Below are 20096 nucleotides of genomic sequence, written 5' to 3'. Positions count from 1 at the left end.
TCGCCGGCCGACAACGCGAAGCGCCGCCACCCCGGAGGGTGACGGCGCTTCGCGTTGTTCGTCGCGGTACGGCTAACGGATCATCCGCAGGCCGATGCGCTCGACGCCCTTGCGGGCCATCGCCATCGCGGGGACGAGCAGCGCCAGGGTGACCTGGGTGGTGGCGCCCATGTTGAGCATCCACTCGCTGCCCGGCGCGTCGGCGGCCCAGGCGATCAGGCAGCTCATGCTCAGACCGATGCCGGCCATCACCAGGATCGCCATGTTGCCCTGCGGCTTCGGGTACTCGATCCGGCTCACCATGAGCCCGGACACGGCCACGATCAGCACCGCGGCGGGCGTGAACGGCAGGTCGAGCAGCACGATCGAGACGACCGTCATCGCGGCCATCGGGATGGGCATGCCCTGGAACACCCCGGGACGCCCCGGGGTGGTCGCGAATCTCGCCAGCCGCAGTACACCCGCGATCAGCACCGACAGCGCCACCAGGACGGCTGCGGGCGCCTGCCCGGTGTTCAGCGGCACGGCCGCCCAGGTGACCACGAAGAACGCCGGTGCGACGCCGAACGTGATCACGTCCGCGAGGTTGTCCAACTGCGCGCCGAGCGAGGACATCCGCAGCTTGCGCGCCACCATGCCGTCGCACAGGTCGCACAGCGCGCCGATCAGCATCAGCACCACGGCCGCGGCCATGCTCCGCTCGGCCGACACACCGACGTCGCCGCCGCGCTGCGCCATGACCGAACAGGCGAGGAAGTAGATCGCCATGAAGCCACTCGCCGCGTTACCCAGCGTGAGTACGTCCGCGACCGAGATCCGCGCGGACAGGCACGCCTGCGGATCGTCCTCGACCGGGGTGCCCAGAATGTTCAGTTCGGGGGCTTCCAGGTCGGCCGTATCGTCGTAATCAGTCCCGGTCAAGACGTGTCTCTCCCGCCGTTGTCCGTTGTCCCACGGTCACCGCGGGCTCGACGCCCGGCGGCAGGTACACGTCCACGCGCGAACCGAACCGGATCAGCCCGATCCGGTCGCCGCAGGCGACCTCGGTACCCGGCTCCAGGTACGGCACGATCCGGCGCGCCACGGTGCCGGCGATCTGCACCAGCTCCACGTCGCCGATCGCGGTGTCGAAGATCCACACAACGCGTTCGTTGTGCTCGCTTTCCTTGTTGAACGCCGGGACGTACCCGCCGGCCTTGTGCTCCACGGACTTCACGACGCCGTCGAGCGGCGCACGGTTCACGTGCACGTTCAACGGACTCATGAACGTCGCGATCCGAGTGCGGCCGTCGGGCCAGGCGTCGATGCTCTGGACCACACCATCGGCCGAGGCGATCACGCCATCGGTGGGGATGGTGCGCTCCGGGTCACGGAAGAACCACAGCATGCCACCGGTGAGCGCCAGCGTCGGCACGGCCGCGAAGGCCCAGCGCCGGTTACGCAGTGCTGCCAAGCCGGTCAACGCGCCGGTCACAGCCGTCGGCACGAGCCAGGGAGAAGCTCCCTTGGCCAGGCGCGGCCGCTGCCTCTGCGCGTACCCCGCCGATGCCGGCGAGGGGGAATCGTCACTCATCGAGAACCTTTGTCGGGGGGCGTGCCCGTCGGTAACGGGCGGCACTCGGCGGATGCTACCTAGACGGAGGGCCATCGCGCTTCCGGCGGTGATCGCTCCTGGCGTGCCGGTCCCGCCCAAAACAGCGCAATTCGGACGCTGTTCGAGCTTTTTTCGGCCGTGGAAGCGGTTGCCCGTGTCCACAAGGTTGCCCTCCGCGCATGCCTGCTGTGAAGAGGCCCCAGGTCCGCTCCCCGTACGCGGTCCGTGGCATCGATCACGTTGGCCGTAGCGTCCCGTCGGCGCGTGTCGCATGACACCGCCTAGGGCGGATCGTCACAAAAACGTGACACGGCGGTGGGTCGGTGAACCCACCGCCGTACCTCAAGGGTAAGCGCGCTTGTGTGACGTTCCGTCAGTCGGGCCGCGAAACGAGCCCCACCATCGTGCCCGGCCGCTCTCCGGTGGGCTCGGCGTCGAGCACGGTGGGCACCCCGCGCACGATGGTGGCCCGTACGCCGGCCGGCCCCCGGGTGAACCGCCACGACCCGTCCGGGTTGTCGTAGCGCTTCTCCTCGGGTCGCACCTCGATCTCGTCGAGCGCGAACACCACCAGGTCGCCGGCCAGGCCCGGCGCGATCACGCCCCGGTCGCCCAGGCCGAAGAAGCCCGCGAGCTTGCCGGTCAGGTTGTGGACCGCCTCCTCGACCCGCATCAGGCCGGTGTCGCGCACGTACCGGGTGAGCAGGTACACGTTCTCGCCCGAACCGCAGAAGAGCTGCAGGTGCGCGCCGGAGTCGTTGATGTTGGTCAGCGTGTGCGGCTCGTTGAACAGGCCGGCCACGACCGGCTCGTCGAACGCGTCGGGGATGCCGCGCAGGCAGGACAGGATGCCGTTGTCGCCGATCCAGGTGGCCAATGCGTCGGAGATGTGCAGTCCCTCCCGGTCCGCGTACTCCTTGAGCGAGATGTCCAGTGGGCCGTGGCCGGTCTCGGAGATCGCGAAGATCAGCGACTCGGGGCGATCCAGTCGAGATGTCGACGACGAGACCCGGTTGTCCCAGTCCTCGCGGGCCTGCGCCCGCCACTGCGGATCGGCCAGCGTGGCGAGCTTGGTCTCGGCCGGACCGTTGATCCAGTGGTTCCAGGCGGCCACTCGCTGGAAGGTGAGCGCGCGCTCGAAGTTGAAGAACGGCTCCAGCGGCTTATGCGGGACATTGGGCCAGAAGTCCACGCCGTCCGCGCGCAGCCGGCGATGCAGCGCGATGGTCTGTTCCCGCAGGTAGTCCTCACGCACGGTGGACGGGATGGCGGTCCATTGGGCGCGGATCCCGCGCGGCTTGCAGATTCGGGCGAATCGCTCCACATCGGCGTCGATGCTCTCCGGCTCGTTGAACCGGGTGATCACCTGGAGCGTCGCGCCGGGATGCCGGGCGAGTACGTCGGCGAGCGCCTCGAACTCGTCGTCCTCGGCCAGCCGGGTCGGCACCGGCTCGAGGTAACGGTCCTTGTCGAACACATTGGTCGACAAACCGATTGCTCCATGAGTCAACGACTCGTCGAGCAGTGCGGCCATCTCGGCGATCTCCTCCGGCGTCGCCGCGCGCGACCAGGACGCCTCGGCGCCCATCACCGTGGTGCGCAGGGTCAGGTGCCCGACGAATCCGGCCACGTTGACCGCGACGGCTTGGCCCTTGACCGCGCTGCTGTACTCCGGCCAGCGCTCCCATGTCCACGGCACCTTGTCCTGGAAGGCGGAGAGCGGGAGGTCCTCGAGGAAGCAGAACAGGTCGAGCACGGGTCCGCGCGCGCTCTCCCGCAGTGGTGCGACCGACATGCCGCAGTTGCCGAAGACGACCGTGGTGGTGCCGTAGGCGGGCAGTGGGTCCAGGTCCGGGTTCCACCACATGGCGCCGTCGACGTGCGTGTGGGCCTCGATGAAGCCGGGGGCGACGTAGGCGCCGGCCGCCTCGACGACGCGCTCGGTGCCGCCGTTCGGGGCCAGGTCGGGGGCGACCTCGACGATCACCCCGTCCGTGATCCGCACGTCGGCTCGGATCGGGGCCGCCCCCGTTCCGTCCACGACGGTTCCTCCGCGTACCAGCAGATCGGCCATGGGCTGTTCTCCCTATTACTTGTGCCGGAATCACGAATGCCGGATCGGCGCGGCCGATTCAGGGCGGGCGAGTGCCGGCGGCGAGTCTCGGGGACGGGCGCGCTCCTCGGGATTTACGTTACGTGTTGTAACTTAACCTGGTGAACTATTCAAGGGGAGTGTCGGGTTGGAAGGGGGCATGGGCGTCGGGCCCGAGCCGGAGTCGACCGGAGCGGGCTCGGCCGGGCATGACGAAGCCCGATCCCGCCGCGTGGCCGGAACGCGGTGGATCGGGCGTGGTGGGTCGGGCGTGTCGGGCCAGGCGTGGTGGGTGTTTCCGGGGTCGCTGTGTCGACCGGCCTGCCGGGCCGCCGGTGCCGTGTCGGGTCAGGCGGGGGGAATCGGGCGGCGGATGCTCTCGAAGATCCGGGCGAAGCCGTCCTTGCCGTGGCCGGCCGCCACCTGGCGGTCGATCAGGGTCTGCACGGCGGCGACCACGTCGGTGCCGACGCCTTGGTCGCGGGCGGCCTCGGCGATGGTGTCGACGGCCGCCTTGTTGAAGTCCAGGCTCTGTACCTCGGTGGTGTAGTCGCCGCTGTCGTAGTACTCGGCGTGGTACGGCAGGGCCGAGAGCATCGCGTCGATCCAGGGTCCGGCCATCGCCACGAACTCGGCCGCCGCAACGCCCTCGCTCGCCACCATCGCGGCGCCCTGCGCCACACCGGCGAACATCGAGTACATCGACCCCAGCAGGGCCAGGTCGTACAGCGACGCCAGGCCCGCGTCGGTGCCGAACCAGCGAGCACCGCCGAGCAGTTCCAGCAGCTCGCGGTGGGTGTCGAAGCCCTCCCGCGAGCCGCTGTACAGCAGTGACGCGACCGGCAGGCCGATCATCTCCGGGGTCGCCATGATCGCGCCGTCGAGGTAATGAATGCCGTGCTCGACGGCCCAGGCCGAGGTCTGTCGGGCCTGCTTCGGGGTCACCGTGGTCACGTTGACCACCAGTCGGCCGGCCAGCACGTCGACGAGCGGGGTCAGTGTGCCGCGTACCGACTCGTCGTCGAGCAGACACACCACGACCACCGGCGACGCCTCGACGGCGGCGACCGGGTCGGCGGCGAGGGCGACGCCCTTGGCGACCAGGGAATCGGCCCGGCCGGCGGTGCGGTTCCAGACGGTGGTGGGGTGGCCGCCCCGATGGATCGTGTCGGCGATCGCCCGACCCATCGCGCCCAGGCCGAGGACGGTCACGGGGGTCCGGTGCTGCTCGCTCACAGGGTTTCTCCAAGCTTCGAAGGGGTGGGGCAGGCGTGGTGTCCGCCGCTGACACCATGCTTGACCGGCACACTCCTTCCTACAAGTACCTACTAATAAGTCAGGTACTGGCAAATAGGTAAGCATCCTGCTCAGAGGCGGAATCGAAAGCCCGGCAACCCGGCCATGCGTTTAGCCGGCCCGATACGCGGACATTCGTGCTGTTCGTACGCGGGCGTCCGAGTCGACCTCCGCGACCCACGCGAGGAGCGACGAACATGGCGAGCAAGTACGTGCGTACCGTCGGCGCGCTCTCGATCGCCGCCGCGCTGGCCCTGACCTCGGCGGCGTGCAGCGACGACAACGACGGCAACGGAGACGGCAAGTCGGTGCCCACGGCGGCGATCTCGTCGGCGCTGAACTCGGCGGGCTCGGAGGCGAGGGACGCGCTGTCCTCCGCGAGCGCCGCGGCGGCCTCGAAGCTGAAGGAGATCAAGGGCGGCCTGGACGCGACGGCGGACGCCTCGGTCGGGTCGATCCGGGCCGACGGCGACCGCACCGTCGCCGAGGTCACCGTCGTCAACAACACCTCCAAGACCGTCGACTACACGCTCTCGGTCGAGTTCCGCGACGCGGGCGGCAAGCTGCTGGACACGATCGTGATGAACATCGACGACGTCGAGGCGGGTACGCAGGCCAAGGGCACCGCGAAGAGCAATCGGAAGCTGACCGACCCGAACAAGGCGGAGATCGGCCACGCGGTCCGGCACTGAGCCGGGGCGGCGGGTGAGGTTCCCGGCCGCATGGTGAGCGGCGCGGCGGCCGACCGGAGAGCGGGGACGTCGACGAGTTCGTGAGCCGGCTCGCCGCCGCCCGGGGCCGAATCGGGGGATCTCCCCACGTCCTGGGAACCCCGATCCGCATTTCGCCCGGCCGCCTTTTCCCGTCCATCCGAGCCCGGCACAATCGCCGCCATGGCGATCGTCGAGACCCGCAGTACCGCACGCGTGCGGCTCAAGGCCGCCGTGTCCGGATTCCTGTCCGGCGGGGTGATCGGCGTCGCGCCGGCCTGCTTCGTGGTCGGGGCGATTCTCGAACGTTGGCTCGTGGCGGCGATCGGTGTGGCGCTGTTGGTGCTCAACGTGATCGTCGTCTCCGTCGCGGGTCGCCTCCACCGGGCACGGAACCCGCGCACGCCGGCCCGGACCGCGCTGGCCGTGATCGAGAGTCGCCGGGCGATCAGCGGCGAGTCGGCCAACGTGCCGGTCGAGTTCGTGCTGACGGTGGCACCGGACGAGCGGTCGGCGTACCGGGTCGAGACGCGCCAGGACATCAACCTGGTCGACATCCCCGACTACCGGCCACGCGATGTCGTGGTGGTGCGGTACCGCCCCGACGAGCCGTGGGACGTCGAGATCGTCACCGAGCCGACCGAGGCGTGGGCACGCCGGGCGGCGACCGAATCGGTGGACTCCGCCCCGGAGTCCGCGTTGCTCGCCGGCCCCAAGGACGAGGGCTCGTTCTGCCTGCTCGGCACGCTGGGCCTGCTGCTGGGCGCCGCGCTCGTGGTCCTGCCGTTCCGCGCGGACCTGTTCGCCGCGGTCGACGAGTCCACGACGACGTCCTCCTCGTCCTCCACGACCACGACCACGACCATGTCCGACGGCTTCTCGTGGCCGACGACCTCGACGACGACCTCGACGACGACCTCGACGGTCAGCGGGACGGCGAGTTCGGAGGCGATGCTGAGCGATGGCGAGATGCGGCGCGCGGCCGAATCGCTGATCAAGGGGATGCGCACGAGCAGCGCCGCCGAACTCACCATCGAGGAACACGTCATGGCGGTACGCGGCATCCTGGGCACTCCGGCCGCGCCCGGGACGGCGATCGACCTGAACGCCGTCCCCTACGAACGCCTGCCCGGCCTGGTCGGCGTGGCCCGGACCAGACTCGGCATCACCAATCCCACCTCCTGGCGCATCACCTTCGAGCCCGCCCCGAAGCCCGGCGTGCTCACCATCCACGTCTCGGTCACCGACGCCGAGGGTGCCAAAGCCTCCCTGGAAGCCGACGCCCAGGCCAGGATCACCGTCCGCCACCCCCGCTGACCACCGCCCGGCCCGCATCGCCCGCGAGCCCGTGCGCGGGCTACATCCGGGACATGGTCAGCAGGTCGCCGCTGCCGTAGCCGGGGATCACCTGTTCGTAGGTTTCGTAGGGGTTGGTGACGTCGAAGATGCGCGGGTTGTCGAACTGGACGTAGAGGGTGCGGCGGCGGGCCGTGCCGGTGGCGGCGGGGCCGGCGTGCAGGCCGCAGCCCATGTGCACGGTCACGTCGCCCGGTTCGGTGGTGATGCCGACCACCGGCAGGTTCTCCCACTGGGCCGGCGTATACCGCTCGTGCGCGACCGTGCCCCAGGAGCCGGCCAGCGCGTACAACTGCGAACTGTCCTGGCTCACCGCGTCCAGGCGGATGCCCACGTGCACCCGCGGACACGTGATCGGACAACCGCCGAGCGCGCAGTCCTTGTGCCAGGGCAGGTCCGGGACGGACAGCGGTTCGGGCGCGGTGCCGAACTCCTTGAGAACCGCGATCTGTCCGGAGTCGCGGTCGGTCACCGCGACCACGTCCTGACCCGCCAGGCCGCACAACATGCGCACCGTCGGGTCGTCGGCCAGCGCGGCGATCCGCGGCGAGCGCATGCCCAGATAGGTCAACCGGTACGGCGAGCGCAGGCCGTTGGGGCCGTCCGCCCACAGCGACCCGCGGTCGCCCTCGCGGCACAGGCCCCGGATCCGGTCCACTTCGCCCGCCAACTCCTCGACCCGGTCCGCGTCGAAGACCTGACGCACCACCAGGTAGCCGGTGGCGCGCAGGAAATGCGCCATGTCGTCCGGCTCGTCCCGGGTGGTGAAGTCGCGGTGCAGGTCGATCGGACGATCGGCGAGGTCGCGCAGGTCCAACGTCTCGGGGTGATAGATGGGGGTGCCGGAGTACATGCAGCGGATGGCCGGCTCCCACACGTCCCAGTCGGCGAACTCGCCGCGCACGAACCGCACCGCGTGCGACTCGACCAGCCCCCGACTGGTGCGCAGCTCGTAGAGGTAGTCCTGCCACGCGCCGGATTCGAGCTCGACCACCAACTCGGCGTCCGCGCTCACCCCGGGCACGATCCGCACCTCGCCGCGATCCTCGACATAGCTGTACGCCTGGCCGTTGGGCATGCACAGCGCGATCGGGGCCCGGCCGGCCACGTCCCACGCGACCCGCTCGCCGAGGCCGCCCTCCAGCCGGCGTGGCAACTCCACACGATGGAACGACTCGAAGCACACGACAGGCCAACCCAACACACTGAACGTGCCGCGGTCGGCGTCGTGCGCCACCGCCGATCCGGCGCCCGAAATCCCCATTGCCCCGTCCTCCCCGTTCCGCACCCGGCACACCGGCCGGGTCGTCACCAACGGTAGGCAAACAGCGTCAGAACAGCGTCAGAGCAGCGCGAAAGCGCAAGGTGACAGCCAGTCAGCGAAGCGGGGAGGTGCCGGTGTCCAACGGCTCACCGAGCAATCGCACGGCGTCCCCGAGTGTTCGCTCAGCGTGCCCGGGCAGCCCCAGTTCGACGCATCGGGCGTACGCGGCCTCGAACTGCGCGCGGGCCGCGACCCCGTCGCCGACGATCGCGGCCAGCCCGCCGAGCACCCGGCGCACCGGGCCGAGCGAGGAGCCGGTCCAGTCCAGATGTTCAGCGTACGGGGTCAGCGCCTCGCTCACGAGCAGCCCGCGTTCCACATCGCCCAGTTCGATCGCTACCTCGCCCAGCCGCATCAGCGACCCGGTCCACAACAGGTCCACCGGTATCGTCGCGAAGCCCGGCACACACAACGTGTGGAACTCCTCGCGCGCCGACTTCGGATCGGCCGACGCGGACGCCGCCCAGCACGCCTGCACCCGCCACCACGACACGTCCCGCGACCACCCGGCGGCCACCCCGGTCCGGCGCGCCATCATGCCCAACCGGCCCTGCTCCCAGCGCACCGCCAGGATCTGCGACAGGTTGAACGAGCGCACCGCCTCGCGCGGCAGCGCCGACCGCCGGGCCAGCCGCAGCGCCTCGGCCAGCACGTCGCTCGCCCGCGCGGTCCGCCCGCGCAGCAACTCCAGGCCACAGCGGTAGATCAGCACCTCCCACGTGAACCACGGGTGTCGCAACCGCCGGGCCACCCGCTGCGCCTGCGCGTACTCGCGCTCGGCGGCCGGGATCGACCCGCACACCACCAGGTCGTAGGCCTGGTTCAAGTGGCTGCGGAACAGCGACTCCTGATCCCCGGTCAGCCCGGAGAGCACGGTCAACTCGCTGCTCATCCGCAGCCGCTCGTCGACCAGGTCCGGCCCGGACGCGGCCAGGTGATGCGCCTCCAGGCCCTGCGCCAGCGCGTCGTGAGAGCCCGATTCGCGGGCCGCGTCCAGCGCCTCGTAGAGCATGGTCAGCCGGGCCTCGCGATCGTGCCCGAAGGTGAGCGCCACCGCGAGCGCGGCCAGCAGCAGCGAGCGAAGCGCGTTGTCGGCGGGCAGCCCGGACGCGATCGGCAACGCCGCCAGCGCCTCGCGCAACAGCGCGACCAACTCCAGGTCCACGCCCACCTGATAGACCTGCCCGAGGCGGACCATGGCCAGCGCGACCCGGCCCAGCCGGCGCGGATCGGCCAGCGCTCGGGCCTCCTCCGCGGCCCGACGCAGCACCTCCCGGCAGCGCCGATCGCCGCACCGATCCAGCGCCGCGCCGCGCGAGAGCAGCAGGTCGCAGCGGGTCTCCGGGGCCGGATCGCTCACCATCGGCAACACCTCCAGCGCCTGCCGGTAGTGCTCGGCGGCGACCTCGAACGCGCCGCCGTCCCGCGCCTCGTCGCCCGCGCGCCACGCGTAGTCCAAGGCGCGCCGGGCCTCGCCGAACCGGCAGGCCAGCCGGAAGTGGTGGGCCAACTCCGGCAGATGCGCGTCCCGGTCGCCGCGGGCCTCCAGGGCCAGACCGACCTTGCGGTGCAGTTGCAGCCGACGCGCGGTGGGCAACTCCTGGTAGAGCGTGGAGCGCACCAGCGCGTGGACGAAGGTGAAGCGGCCCGGACGATCGGTCTCCTCGGCGCGCACCACGTGGGCGCGCTCCGCGTCGTCGAGGGCGTCCACGACGGTGTCGAATCCGCCCGGGTGCACCGCCGCGACCAGGTCGATGTCGAAGGCCGGGCCGACCACGGCGGCCACGGTGAGGGCCTCCAGGGTGGACTGCGGCAGGCCCAGGAGCCGCTGCCGGAGCACGTTGCGCACCCGGCGCGGGACGTCCGCGGGCACGCTCTTGCCCAGCGCCGACCAGTCGCTGACATCCGCCCACTGGCGCAGCAACTCGGTGGCCAGCAGCGGATTGCCGTCGCTGAGCTCGCGCAGCACGTGTGCCCGTACACCCTCGGCGCGCGGCGGCAGCGGGCCGGCCAGCACGTGCGCGAGTTCGACCAGGGCCGCCACGTCCAGGCCGCCCAGCGGCACGTGCACGGGGTGCAGGTCGCGGTAGAGGTCGGCGATCAGCCGGGTCATCGGATGCACCGAGCCGAGTCCGGTGTCGCGGTAGGCGATCACCATCACCGCGCGGGTGCCGACCAGCGCCCGCGCCACGTGCCGCAACATCAGCATGGTCGAGGTCGAGGACCAGTGCACGTCGTCGAGCAGCAGCACCAGATCGCGCTCGGTCGCCGCGTGCCGGAACACCCCGGCCACCGCCTCGAACAGCCGGTAACGCTCGGTGTCCGAGTCGGGCGGGCCCTGAGGCTGGATCAGGCCGGCCGGTTCCAGCGGCAGTTCGGGCAGGAGCCGGTGCAACTCGCCGCCCAGGTCGCCGACCCGCTCGCGCAACTCCTCGGCCGCGACCTCGGCGAGATGCGCGCGCAACATCGTCACGAACGGTTGGAACGGCGCGGCCACGCCCTCGTCGCTGCGCCCGGTCAGCACCAGCGCGTCGCGGCCGGCCCGGGTGGCGAACTCGCTCAACAGGAACGACTTGCCGATCCCGGCGTCGCCGCTGACGAGCAGTACGCGCGAGCCGACCTCGGCCCGCACGGACTCCTCCAGCAGGCGCAACTCGGCCGAGCGGCCCACGATCGGCCCCGGCGCGCCGTGCGGGAACACGTCGTGCGCCGAGCGGGTGGGGGCCGGAGCGGGCGGCGCGTCCCCGCCGGGCGTGGGCGACGCGAAGCGCGCGGCGGGCGCGGGCACCGGCAGCGGTTGCGGCGTGGCGTCGCCGAGCAGGCGCAGGAAGGCCGACTCGGTCTCCGGCGACGGCCCCACCCCCAACTCGGTGTTGAGCAGCCGTCGACATCGTTCGTACGCGCGCAGCGCCGCCGCCCGGTCGCCGCCGGCCGCGTGCGCGGTCATCAGCAGGCGGTGGCTGCTCTCTCGAAAGGGGTCCAGGTCGACGAGTTGGGCGGCCCGGGTCACCGCCGCGTCGGCCCGGCCCAGGTGCAGTTCGGTGGTCACCGACACGGCGAGCGCGCGCAGCCGGGCCGAGCGCCAGCGGGTGCGCCGCTCGTTGACCCAGTCGCCGTCCTGTCCGGGCAAAAACGGCAGCGCCAGGATCTCGTGCGCGTCGTGGGCCCGGGATCGGGCCTGCGCGAACGCGCCGTGCACGGCGAGCGCCTCGGCCTCGATCAGCGCGCTCTCGGCTGCCTCCACGTCGACCTCGGTGCCCTCGGGCAGGGACAGTACGTAGCAGCCGGCCCGGTGGCGCAGCACCGAGGACGCGTCGTACCCGGCCTGGCCCAGGAAGCCGCGGACCCGGCTGAGCACACCGCGCAGCGCGCCCTCCCACGACTTGGGCGCCTGCTCCGGCCACAACAGCGCGGCCAACTCCTCGCGCGGCACCGGATGCCGGCGGCCCAGGGCCAGCGCGGCGAATACGAGTTGGGCCTGCGGTCCGCCCAGGAGATCCTCCGCGGCGCGGCCCGCGGGGCCGTCTACGCAGACATGGCCGAGAACACGTACCCGGACCACCATGTGACGGACCCCCCTCCTGCTGTCGTCTTCGCGACAACCGATTCCCCGGCGCCTGTCCGGGAGCGGTTCGAAGGACCCCGCGCGCCACATGGTACGAACCGAACGGTGCACCCGGCGGGCAATTGCGCCGGCCCCATGTCACAACCCGGCGAATCGCTTGATCCGTACCCGGGTTTGCCGGAGGCTTCCAGCCTCACGGGACTTCTCGCGCGCCGATCGGGGCAACCGATCGTCCCGGGGGCGTGGGTGATCCGGTATCGGGGCACCCGTCAGGTGGGCATCGGGCGCGTGGGCACCCGGATTTCGGTTGGGGAGGGGCACGAATGAGTCTGGACGGTTGGAACCTGCCGCCGGTGCGCGACGGGCGGGCCGCGTCGGACGAACTGGACGCGCGGCGGCGCGGCACGGCGGCGTATCGGCAGGACCCGGAGCCCGGAGTGACGGTGCGTCAGGAGTTGGTGGGCGGCGTGCCGTGCACGTTCCTGGAGGTGCCCGATCCCGCGCTGACGCTGCTCTACTTCCATGGCGGCGGTTACCGGATGGGCGACGCCGCGGGTTGGTTGGGCTTCGGTTCGCGGATCACGCTCGCGGCGCGGGCCAGGGTGGTACTGGTGGAATACCGGCTCGCGCCGGAGGATCCGTTTCCGGCCGCGCTGCACGACGTGGCGGGCGTGTACGACGCGATCGTGGCGGCGGGCGAGGACGGCGACCTCGCCCCGTTCGTGGGCGGCGACTCGGCGGGCGGCGGGCTCGCGGCGGCGCTGACGGTCGCGGCCCGAGGCGCCCCGGTGCCGCTGCCGTCCGGCATGGTCCTGTTGTCCCCGTGGTTGGACCTGACCGTGACGAAGCCCACGTACGACTCGAACGCGTCCACCGACCAACTGATCTCGAAGAAGTCGCTGCGCGAGGCCGCCGAGATCTACCTGCAACTGCACGATCCGGGAGACCCGTTGGCGTCCCCGCTGTTCGCCGACCTGTCCGGGCTCCCGCCGGTGCTGCTCCTGGCCTCGTGCCACGAGGCGCTGCTCGGCGACGCCACCGCCTTCGCCGGCAGGGCGGCGACGGCCGGCGTCCCCGTCCAGGCCCACCTGGTCCCCGACGTCCCCCACGCCTGGCCCGCCATCGACCCGACCATGCCCGAATCCCAAGAGGCCATAGGCACCATCGCCCGCTTCCTCACCACCAGAGCCCTCGAAGCCTGACCGGCCTCCCGGCCTCGGGGCGCCACCAGTCGGCCCCGAGGCCGGTAGAACCCAACCATCCACACCCAACGCAACGGGTGGGCGGTTGGGCGAAAGACACCCGACGCACCCAATCCGCACCGGCAACCCGTCCACGAGACTCAGGACTCCCAACGAGGCCATGTGGCCACGAGCAAGGCATGATCGACCCCGTGAGCACCATCGAATACGTCCTCCCCCTCGTGGCGCACATCGAGAAGGACGACCCGCCGGCCCGAACCGACGCCCTGGAGGCCGCCGCGCGAGCGGTCCTGGTCCTGTTGGCGGACCCGAGGTCGACCGACCCCGAAGGCGAGTGGCACGACGTGGTCGAGGCCTGGCAGGGCCACCGCATCCGCAAGGTGGTTCGGCGGGCCCGGGGCGGCGAGTGGCGGCGGGCGAACACGCTGCCGGGGATCACGGTGGCCCGGCGTACGGCGGAGGTTCGGGTGTACCCGCCGATCCCGCTGGACGCGTGGCCCAAGGACCTGGCCAAGTTGCAGGTCTCCGGCACCGACCTGGACGAGCCCGCCGCACCGCCGCCCGCCGAGCCCGGGCAGCCGGTGTTGTGGCTGAACCCGGCGCTGGAGATGACCGCCGGCAAGGCCATGGCGCAGGTGGGGCACGGCAGCCACCTCGCGTGGCTGGGCCTGGACCCGGCCGGGCGCAAGGAGTGGGCGGCGCGCGACTTCGACCTCGCGGTGCGGACCGCGGACCCGGCCGCGTGGCCCGCGTTGACCGCGAGCGGTCGGCCCGTCGTCCGGGACGCGGGCTTCACCGAGATCGCGCCGGGCTCCTGCACGGTGGTCGCGGACGTACCGTGGCCGCTGCGCTGAGCCGTGCCGTCGTGCGTGCGTCGGGCGGCGCTTGCCGACGTGTAGTCGAATGTGACGTTGCGTCATCACGCGTATCGATGGAGCGGGGGACGCTACTCCGAGGCGGCGTCGGATGATCCGTGTACGCTGCAACCGAGACCCGTACGTGACCGGATCGTCACTGCCCCAACTCCTGCGGCCCACTACGGTAGGTCACAGGCCGGGCCGACCACCCGGCTCCCGAGCCGCGTCCAGGACCCTCCCGGATCCGTCGGCGCATCCGATGGGGGACGGGTCGCCGAGCGTTCCGGGCATCCTGCCGCGCGAGTCGGGACACCATGGGCGAGGGGACTGCCGGCGCGTGACTCTTCAGGTGATCAAGGAAGATCTCCAGGGCTGGACCGTGCTGCACGTGCTCGGGGAGGTCGACTACGCGGTCGTGCCCGAGCTTCGCGAACACGTCAGACACGCGGTCGCCGACGGCGACCATCGGATCGTCCTCGAACTCACCGAAGTGGAATTCCTCGACTCCACCGGCATCGGCACGCTCGTCGCCGCCCGCCGCCTGCTCCGCTCCACCGGAGGCAGCCTGCGCCTGGTGATGCCCAGCAACAACGACCACCACGTCAACCGCGTCTTCACCGCGTTGGGCCTGCGCCGACTCTTCGACGTGCACCCCGACCTGGACGAGGCCCTGTGCGAGGACGCCCCGACGGACGAGGACCTGAGCGCCGCGGGTTGACCCGACGCCGCCGACGCGTCGCTCGGCCGAGCAGGTCGCGCAGACGCCGCGCCCGGCGCGCCGCGGTTCCGGGCGGATTCCGAGGGTTCTCCGGATCGTCCATCGACAGCAGAAAAGAGCCAGACCACCGCGAGTAGCCGCCGATACTCCGGCAGCCGGGCGCCTCGGCCGGTGTGAGGTCGAAGTGGCTCAGGAACAGCGGGACATCCAGGATCCCCGTCACCCGGCCCGACACATGTTCGGTGATCCCCGCGAGCTCGAACGCGCGGTCGCTGCGCCCCGAGTCCTCGAAGTCGACGACACGTGCCCGCACGCCGTCCCACAGGTAGTCGGCGAGGTCGCCGTCACCGGGCCCGAAGACCGCCGGGACCGGGATCCCCCCGTCGTCCGGGTCCGTCGCACTCCAGGAGTCGAGCCAGTCCAGCCCGTCCCGCACGGCGGCGGCCATCCTGTCGGGAGGTCACCGGCCGGTACGCCCGCCGATGGGGCGGTCGGTCCGGCCTACAACACCGCGCCCGCCGCTGTCAGGGTGGCGTCGGCTCCGGGGACGTGCGTCAGGCGCGCGGCGAAGGCGCGGTACGCGGCGGCGAGGGCCTCCCCGGGGACGCGGCGGTGGTCCAGGACGTCGGCGAACCATCGGGTGAAGTCGACGAACAGCGCGTGGTCGTCGACGAAGAGGGAGACCGCCAGCGCGTCGACCGCGGTCACCAGGCCGTCGCGCATCGTGGTGTCCGAGCGCTCGCCCTCGATCGGCACCAGCGCCGACATGCCCGCCGCCACCAGCGGTGTGCGCAGCAGGCCGACGCCGTCGTGCGCCGCGTCCGGGAGGTGGCGCAACCGCGGGGCCGGGGTGGTGACCGCGGGCCAGTCCGGGCCGGCCAGCGTGTCGGCGGCCCCTCGGGCGTCCGCCGCCCAGCCGTTCGCGCCGATCAGGCCCGCCCAGCGGCCGTCCGGGCCGAAGCCGGGGCCGCCGACCAGGACCGGTACCCCGACGCGGCGGGCCACCTCGACCATCGCCCGCGCGCCCGGCAGCGCGGTGGAGACCGTACAGCCGAGCGCGACCGAACCCGCCCCCGAATCCGGCAACATGCGGGCCAACTCGCCCGCGCCGGTGCCCGGTGGCAGGACCGTCGTGTCGATGCCGCGTACCCGCAACAGCGCGGCCAGGATCGTGGACGCGAGCCCGTGCCAGTCGCCCTGCGCGCAGCACACCACGACCCGGGCCTCGGATCGCGGTCGCGGCGTCGCGTCCGTGATCAGGTGCACGACACGACCGGCGACGTGCGAGGCGGAGTGTTCGCGCGCCACCGTCCACTCCCCGGTCGCCCACCGATCGCCCACCCCGCGCAGCGCCGGGATCACCAGGTCGGTCAGTACCCGATCGCCGGGCACGCCCTTGCCGAGCAGGTTCCGGACCAGGGTCAGTGCCTCGACCTCGTCCGCCTGTCCGAGGTAGGCGAGGAACAGGTCGAGTTCGTCGGAGACCACATGTGTCATTCGCCGTCCGGGTGTTCGGGTGGGATCGGGCCGTCGGGCTCGACCAGGTTCGGCAAGGTCTCGTCGTCGTCCCGGTAGGGGATGTGAATGCCCAGCAGGACCACGTCGTCCACGACGGGGGCGTCGCCCAGGTGTGCCATCAACCGTTGTTCGAGGCGTTCCACGAGCGCGTCCACCGGCATGCCCGCGCAGGACGCCAGGTCGTGCCGCAACGCCCGTACGCCGTAGGCTTCGCCGTCCGGATCGCGGGCCTCGGTCACCCCGTCGCTGTACAGAAGCAGCGTCGAGCCCGGCGCCAGCGGCAGTTCGTGCATCCCGAACACGGTGCCCGGAATGCCCGCGACCAGCGGATCGGTGAACTCCATCGCCTGCACCCGACCCGCCGGATCCATCCACAGCGGCGGCGGATGCCCGGCGCAGGTCAACCGGATCAGCGCCGAACCGTCCGGGTGCACCGAGCAGTCGCCGGTGATCGCGGTCAGCACGAGGGAGGGGTCGCCGAGGGTCAACTCCGCGTCCAGCAACGCCATGCGATGCGCGGGTGCGCAACCGGCGCTCGCCGCCGTACGCAGGATCAGCAACGATCGCGAGCTGAACATGCCCACGGGCGTGCCGCGTCCGCACACGTCGCCGACCGAGAACGCCCACGTACCGTCGACCGGGGTCGGGTGCACTGCGTAGAAGTCGCCGCCGAGGCCGTCGGTCAGCGAGACCGGCCGGTAGCGGGCCGCGATGCGTGCGCCGGGCACCTCCGGCAACGGGCCCGGCACCAGCGCCTGGGCCAACAGCATGGTGCGCCGGTCCTGTTCGACGTACAGGCGCGATGTGCGCACTGCGACGCCCACCCGCTCGGCGTAGTCGACGGCAAGCGAGATCTCCTCCTCGGTGAACGGGTCGGAGGTCGCCGAGCGCACGAACGTCAGCACGGAGGGCGCGTCGTCGTCGGTGGGCACCGGAACCACCAGCGCGCACCGGGCGTCCACCGCGATCAGGCCCGCGACCGCCTCGTCGGGCACCAGTCGGTGCAGCAACGCGCGGTCCATCAGCGGATGCAGTTCCTGGCGCCGGGTGCGCAGTACCCGACCCACTCCCGCCGGCGCCGTCCACGCGGTGCCCAGGCTGCTGGTCACCCGGGCGATCGGGGTGCCGGATCCGGGTGCGTACGTCGTGCGCAGCCGGCCGTCCTCCATGCTGGGCACGGACAGCGCGACCCAGTCGGCCAGTTCGCCCGCGGGCAGCGTGGTGACCAGATCGGTGAGCCGGCGCGGATTGGTGGTCGCGGATAACACCCGGCCCGCCTCGGCGAGGAAGACCTTGCGCCTGCGCTCGGCCAACAGGGTGTCCTCGCGCCGCCGTTCGGCGGTGGTGTCCTGGACGTACCACACGTAGTGGCCGTCGCCCAGAACCGCGCGTCGGCCGCGCACGCGCCGGTCGTCCACCTCGCCGTGCCAGGCGGTCCCGGTCGCGGGCAGCGTGGGATAGGCGGTGCCCGGAAGGCATTCCGGCAGGAGCCGTGCGGCCGCGGCGTTGAGATAGCGCACGGTGCCCTCGGCTGTGAACACGACCACGCCGGTGTCGCTCTCGTCCAGCACCTCGGCGGGAGACCACGCCGGCGGCGCGGGCTCGTCCGGGGCACCCGGCGGTTTGAAGCCGTTGGTTCGTCGACGGGCGGTCGGCTCCTGCGTGTCGCTGCCCCGCTCGTCGCCGGAGGGGCGTTGTCCGGTCATGGCTACGGAATCCCTTGCGTCCGTGCGTTTCGAGCCGGCTCGCGTCGGCCCTCGCGCAACCTTCAAGGTACGACCGCGACGGCCGCCGATGTGTGGGTTCCAGCGGAATCACACCTATAGGGGAAGACGGTCCACGAGGGACCGACTCGGCGAGTAGGGTGCCGATGCGGTCTTGTTGTTTCGGGACGGATGTGGGGTTTCTCCCGAGACGTGCGAACCGTACCGAGCGGTCGTGCGGCGCGCGACCGAAACCGACACTTGATCAGGTGGAGTGCTCCATATGAGCCTTGACGATCTCCCACCGGACGACGTCGATCACACATCGTTCTCGGCCAGACCATGCGTCGTGCACGTCGCGCTGGAGGCCGACCTGGGCGGCACGGTGTCCGTGCACGGCGACATGGACATGACGGCGGCGCCGATGTTCCGGCAGGCGGTGGACCGCCTCGTCGACGAGGGCGCGCACAGCCTGCGGATCGACCTGACGGGTGTGCCGTTCATCGACTCGTCCGGTCTGGGCAGTCTGGTGTACGGCTACCGCCGCCTACGCGATCGCGACGGCGACATCGTGGTGTGCGGCGTCGGACCGCAACCCGCACGGGTGTTGCGGATCACCCATCTGGACCGCATCCTCCGGGTGGAATGCGCGACCGTGCACGCTACGCCGAACCGCTGAGCGGGGCCGCCGCGGATCCGGCCGCGGGCGCATCCTGTGACGGCGAAGTCGGTTGCTCCGAACGCGCGTTCGTGTCGCATGCGGATTCCGTCCCGGCTGCCGCGGTCGGCCGCGCCGATCCCCTCGCGGCCGTCCCGGCCGCCCGCGCCGGAGCCGACGCGGGCGGGCTCAGCGGCCCAGCCCGGCGTCCAACTCGCTCGCGGTTCGACTGCGGATCAGGTCGTTGACCGCCTCGCCCGGACCGACGTGCTCGAACAGCGTCGGCGGGTGGAAGGTGACGTACATCGTGCGCCGTCCGCCCACGCCGGCCGGAGCGGGGGAGGCGTGCAGCACGTCGGCCATGTGCACCGTCACGTCACCCGGATCGGTGGGCACCGCGAGATAGGGCAGGTCGGCCAGGTCCTCGGCCCTCGGCTGCGGACAGGTGCGGCCGTGCGAGCCCGGGATCGCCTCCAGGTAGCCGTTGTCGGCGTTGGAGCCGGTCAGTTGGATGCCGATCGCCACCGACGGGCACATGATGTGGTGGCCGCCGAGCCCGCAATCGGTGTGCCACGGGATGTTCGCCAGGCCCTTGAGTCGGCCGGGCGGCTTGAGCAGGACCGAGATGCCCTCCATCCGGTCGGTGGACGCGGCCAGGTCCGGGTGGATCAGCGTGGCCAGGCGGACCAGGCGCGGATCGCGCGCCAGCGCGCCGATCGGCGCCGAACGCTCGCTCGCGTAGACGATCCGGCACAACACCGGTTCGCCGTTCTCGCGCTCCGCCCACCAGGACCGGTCGTCGTCCGGGCGGGCCTCGGCCGCGAGCCGGTCCACCTCGGCCTCGAACGTGGCGATCTCGGCGGCGGAGAACACCCCGCGTACACGCATCACCCCGGTAGCCGTGAAGTGTTCGGCGAGTTCGCGGTCGGAGTGATCGAGCGTCAGTTCGGCGGCCGGGTCCACCTTTCGGCCCTGTCGGTCGAACACCTCGGTGCTGTGCGGGATATAGATCTCGATGCCCTGATAGAGCGCCCGCAGCGCCGGTTCCCAGCGGAACAGGTCGACCAGGCTGCCGCGTTCGGTGTCCACGTCGCCCGCGATGGCCAGTGCCGCCGCGGTGCGCAGCAGGGTGACCAGATCGGTCCACGCGTCCGGGGACAACCGGATCACGCAGCCGGCGTCCGCGTCGATTCCCTCCACGATCCGCAACCGGGAGTCGTGCGGGCGATACGTCCACGCGCCGTCCCCGATCCGCATGCCGATCGGGTCGAGCCCGGCCAGGCCCGCCTCGGCCCGTCTGCCGTGCTCGCCGATGAGCAATCCGGGGACGATGTCCCGGTGGTACGTCTCCGCGTCGATCCGGTCGTGCCCGAGCATCCTCGCGACCTCCTGCGCTGTACGTTGCCGCGCAGTATGCCGGGCGAACGCGGCGGGTTACCAGAGCGTTTCGAGGTTTGCCCGAACGAGTGTCCGAGGCGGGCGGATCGCGCCGGGCGCGCCGCC

At 71.6% G+C, this 20096-nt stretch carries 15 protein-coding genes; 6 read left to right on the top strand and 9 right to left on the bottom strand.

Annotated elements, in window-relative coordinates:
- Positions 1-72: 72 nt before the first annotated feature.
- The 4 genes from pssA to ACIBSV_RS31650 form a co-directional block, all read right to left on the bottom strand.
- Positions 73-921 (bottom strand): CDP-diacylglycerol--serine O-phosphatidyltransferase, encoded by an 849-nt coding sequence (gene pssA / locus ACIBSV_RS31665; RefSeq protein WP_395869092.1) that lies wholly within the window; start codon positions 919-921, stop codon positions 73-75.
- Positions 908-1573, bottom strand: a complete 666-nt coding sequence (locus tag ACIBSV_RS31660; protein ID WP_395869264.1) for a phosphatidylserine decarboxylase — start codon at positions 1571-1573, stop codon at positions 908-910. Before ACIBSV_RS31660 ends, pssA begins: the two co-directional genes overlap by 14 nt.
- Positions 1574-1967: 394 nt before the next feature.
- Positions 1968-3668, bottom strand: a complete 1701-nt coding sequence (locus tag ACIBSV_RS31655) for an amidohydrolase family protein (RefSeq protein WP_395869090.1) — start codon at positions 3666-3668, stop codon at positions 1968-1970.
- A 366-nt stretch (positions 3669-4034) separates the two neighbouring features.
- Positions 4035-4922: an NAD(P)-dependent oxidoreductase gene (locus ACIBSV_RS31650; protein WP_395869088.1), complete on the bottom strand. Its 888-nt coding sequence runs from the start codon at positions 4920-4922 to the stop codon at positions 4035-4037.
- Between the two features lie 257 nt (positions 4923-5179).
- On the opposite strand from ACIBSV_RS31650, the gene ACIBSV_RS31645 reads away from it, so the two are divergent.
- Together ACIBSV_RS31645 and ACIBSV_RS31640 are read left to right on the top strand one after the other, a co-directional pair.
- Positions 5180-5674 (top strand): hypothetical protein, encoded by a 495-nt coding sequence (locus tag ACIBSV_RS31645; RefSeq protein WP_395869086.1) that lies wholly within the window; start codon positions 5180-5182, stop codon positions 5672-5674.
- A 201-nt stretch (positions 5675-5875) separates the two neighbouring features.
- Entirely contained in the window at positions 5876-7009 is a 1134-nt protein-coding gene (locus ACIBSV_RS31640) for a hypothetical protein (RefSeq protein ID WP_395869084.1), read from the top strand.
- A 40-nt stretch (positions 7010-7049) separates the two neighbouring features.
- On the opposite strand, the gene ACIBSV_RS31635 is transcribed toward ACIBSV_RS31640, so the two are convergent.
- On the bottom strand, positions 7050-8312 hold the full coding sequence (locus ACIBSV_RS31635) for a phytanoyl-CoA dioxygenase family protein (protein WP_395869082.1): 1263 nt from the start codon (positions 8310-8312) through the stop codon (positions 7050-7052).
- A 112-nt stretch (positions 8313-8424) separates the two neighbouring features.
- The gene (locus tag ACIBSV_RS31630) at positions 8425-11937 is read right to left on the bottom strand and encodes an ATP-binding protein (RefSeq protein ID WP_395869080.1); all 3513 of its coding nucleotides are present in this window, start codon (positions 11935-11937) and stop codon (positions 8425-8427) included.
- Positions 11938-12260: 323 nt separating this feature from the next.
- Between ACIBSV_RS31630 and ACIBSV_RS31625 the strand changes: the two genes are divergently transcribed.
- From ACIBSV_RS31625 to ACIBSV_RS31615, 3 genes are all read left to right on the top strand, one after another.
- The gene (locus ACIBSV_RS31625; protein ID WP_395869078.1) at positions 12261-13139 is read left to right on the top strand and encodes an alpha/beta hydrolase; all 879 of its coding nucleotides are present in this window, start codon (positions 12261-12263) and stop codon (positions 13137-13139) included.
- A gap of 179 nt (positions 13140-13318) precedes the next feature.
- Positions 13319-13993 (top strand): peptidyl-tRNA hydrolase, encoded by a 675-nt coding sequence (locus tag ACIBSV_RS31620; protein ID WP_395869076.1) that lies wholly within the window; start codon positions 13319-13321, stop codon positions 13991-13993.
- Between the two features lie 340 nt (positions 13994-14333).
- Complete coding sequence (locus ACIBSV_RS31615; protein ID WP_395869074.1) at positions 14334-14714, top strand: STAS domain-containing protein; 381 nt, start codon at positions 14334-14336, stop codon at positions 14712-14714.
- Positions 14715-15215: 501 nt separating this feature from the next.
- Here the strand turns inward: ACIBSV_RS31615 and ACIBSV_RS31610 are convergent.
- On the bottom strand, positions 15216-16211 hold the full coding sequence (locus tag ACIBSV_RS31610) for a B12-binding domain-containing protein (protein WP_395869072.1): 996 nt from the start codon (positions 16209-16211) through the stop codon (positions 15216-15218).
- A complete protein-coding gene (locus ACIBSV_RS31605) occupies positions 16208-17938 on the bottom strand; it encodes a PP2C family protein-serine/threonine phosphatase (protein ID WP_395869070.1) in 1731 nt (576 codons plus the stop codon). Before ACIBSV_RS31605 ends, ACIBSV_RS31610 begins: the two co-directional genes overlap by 4 nt.
- A gap of 280 nt (positions 17939-18218) precedes the next feature.
- Here ACIBSV_RS31605 and ACIBSV_RS31600 point away from each other — a divergent pair, with 280 nt between their 5' ends.
- On the top strand, positions 18219-18614 hold the full coding sequence (locus tag ACIBSV_RS31600) for an STAS domain-containing protein (protein WP_395869068.1): 396 nt from the start codon (positions 18219-18221) through the stop codon (positions 18612-18614).
- 168 nt (positions 18615-18782) lie between these two features.
- On the opposite strand, the gene ACIBSV_RS31595 is transcribed toward ACIBSV_RS31600, so the two are convergent.
- Positions 18783-19970 carry a phytanoyl-CoA dioxygenase family protein gene (locus ACIBSV_RS31595; protein ID WP_395869066.1) on the bottom strand — a complete coding sequence of 396 codons (1188 nt, stop codon included), beginning with the start codon at positions 19968-19970 and terminating at the stop codon, positions 18783-18785.
- Between the last annotated feature and the right edge of the window lie 126 nt (positions 19971-20096).

It is taken from the genome of Embleya sp. NPDC050154 (assembly GCF_044460165.1).
GTDB lineage: Bacteria > Actinomycetota > Actinomycetes > Streptomycetales > Streptomycetaceae > Embleya.
This window is presented reverse-complemented; position numbering and strand designations above follow the sequence as displayed.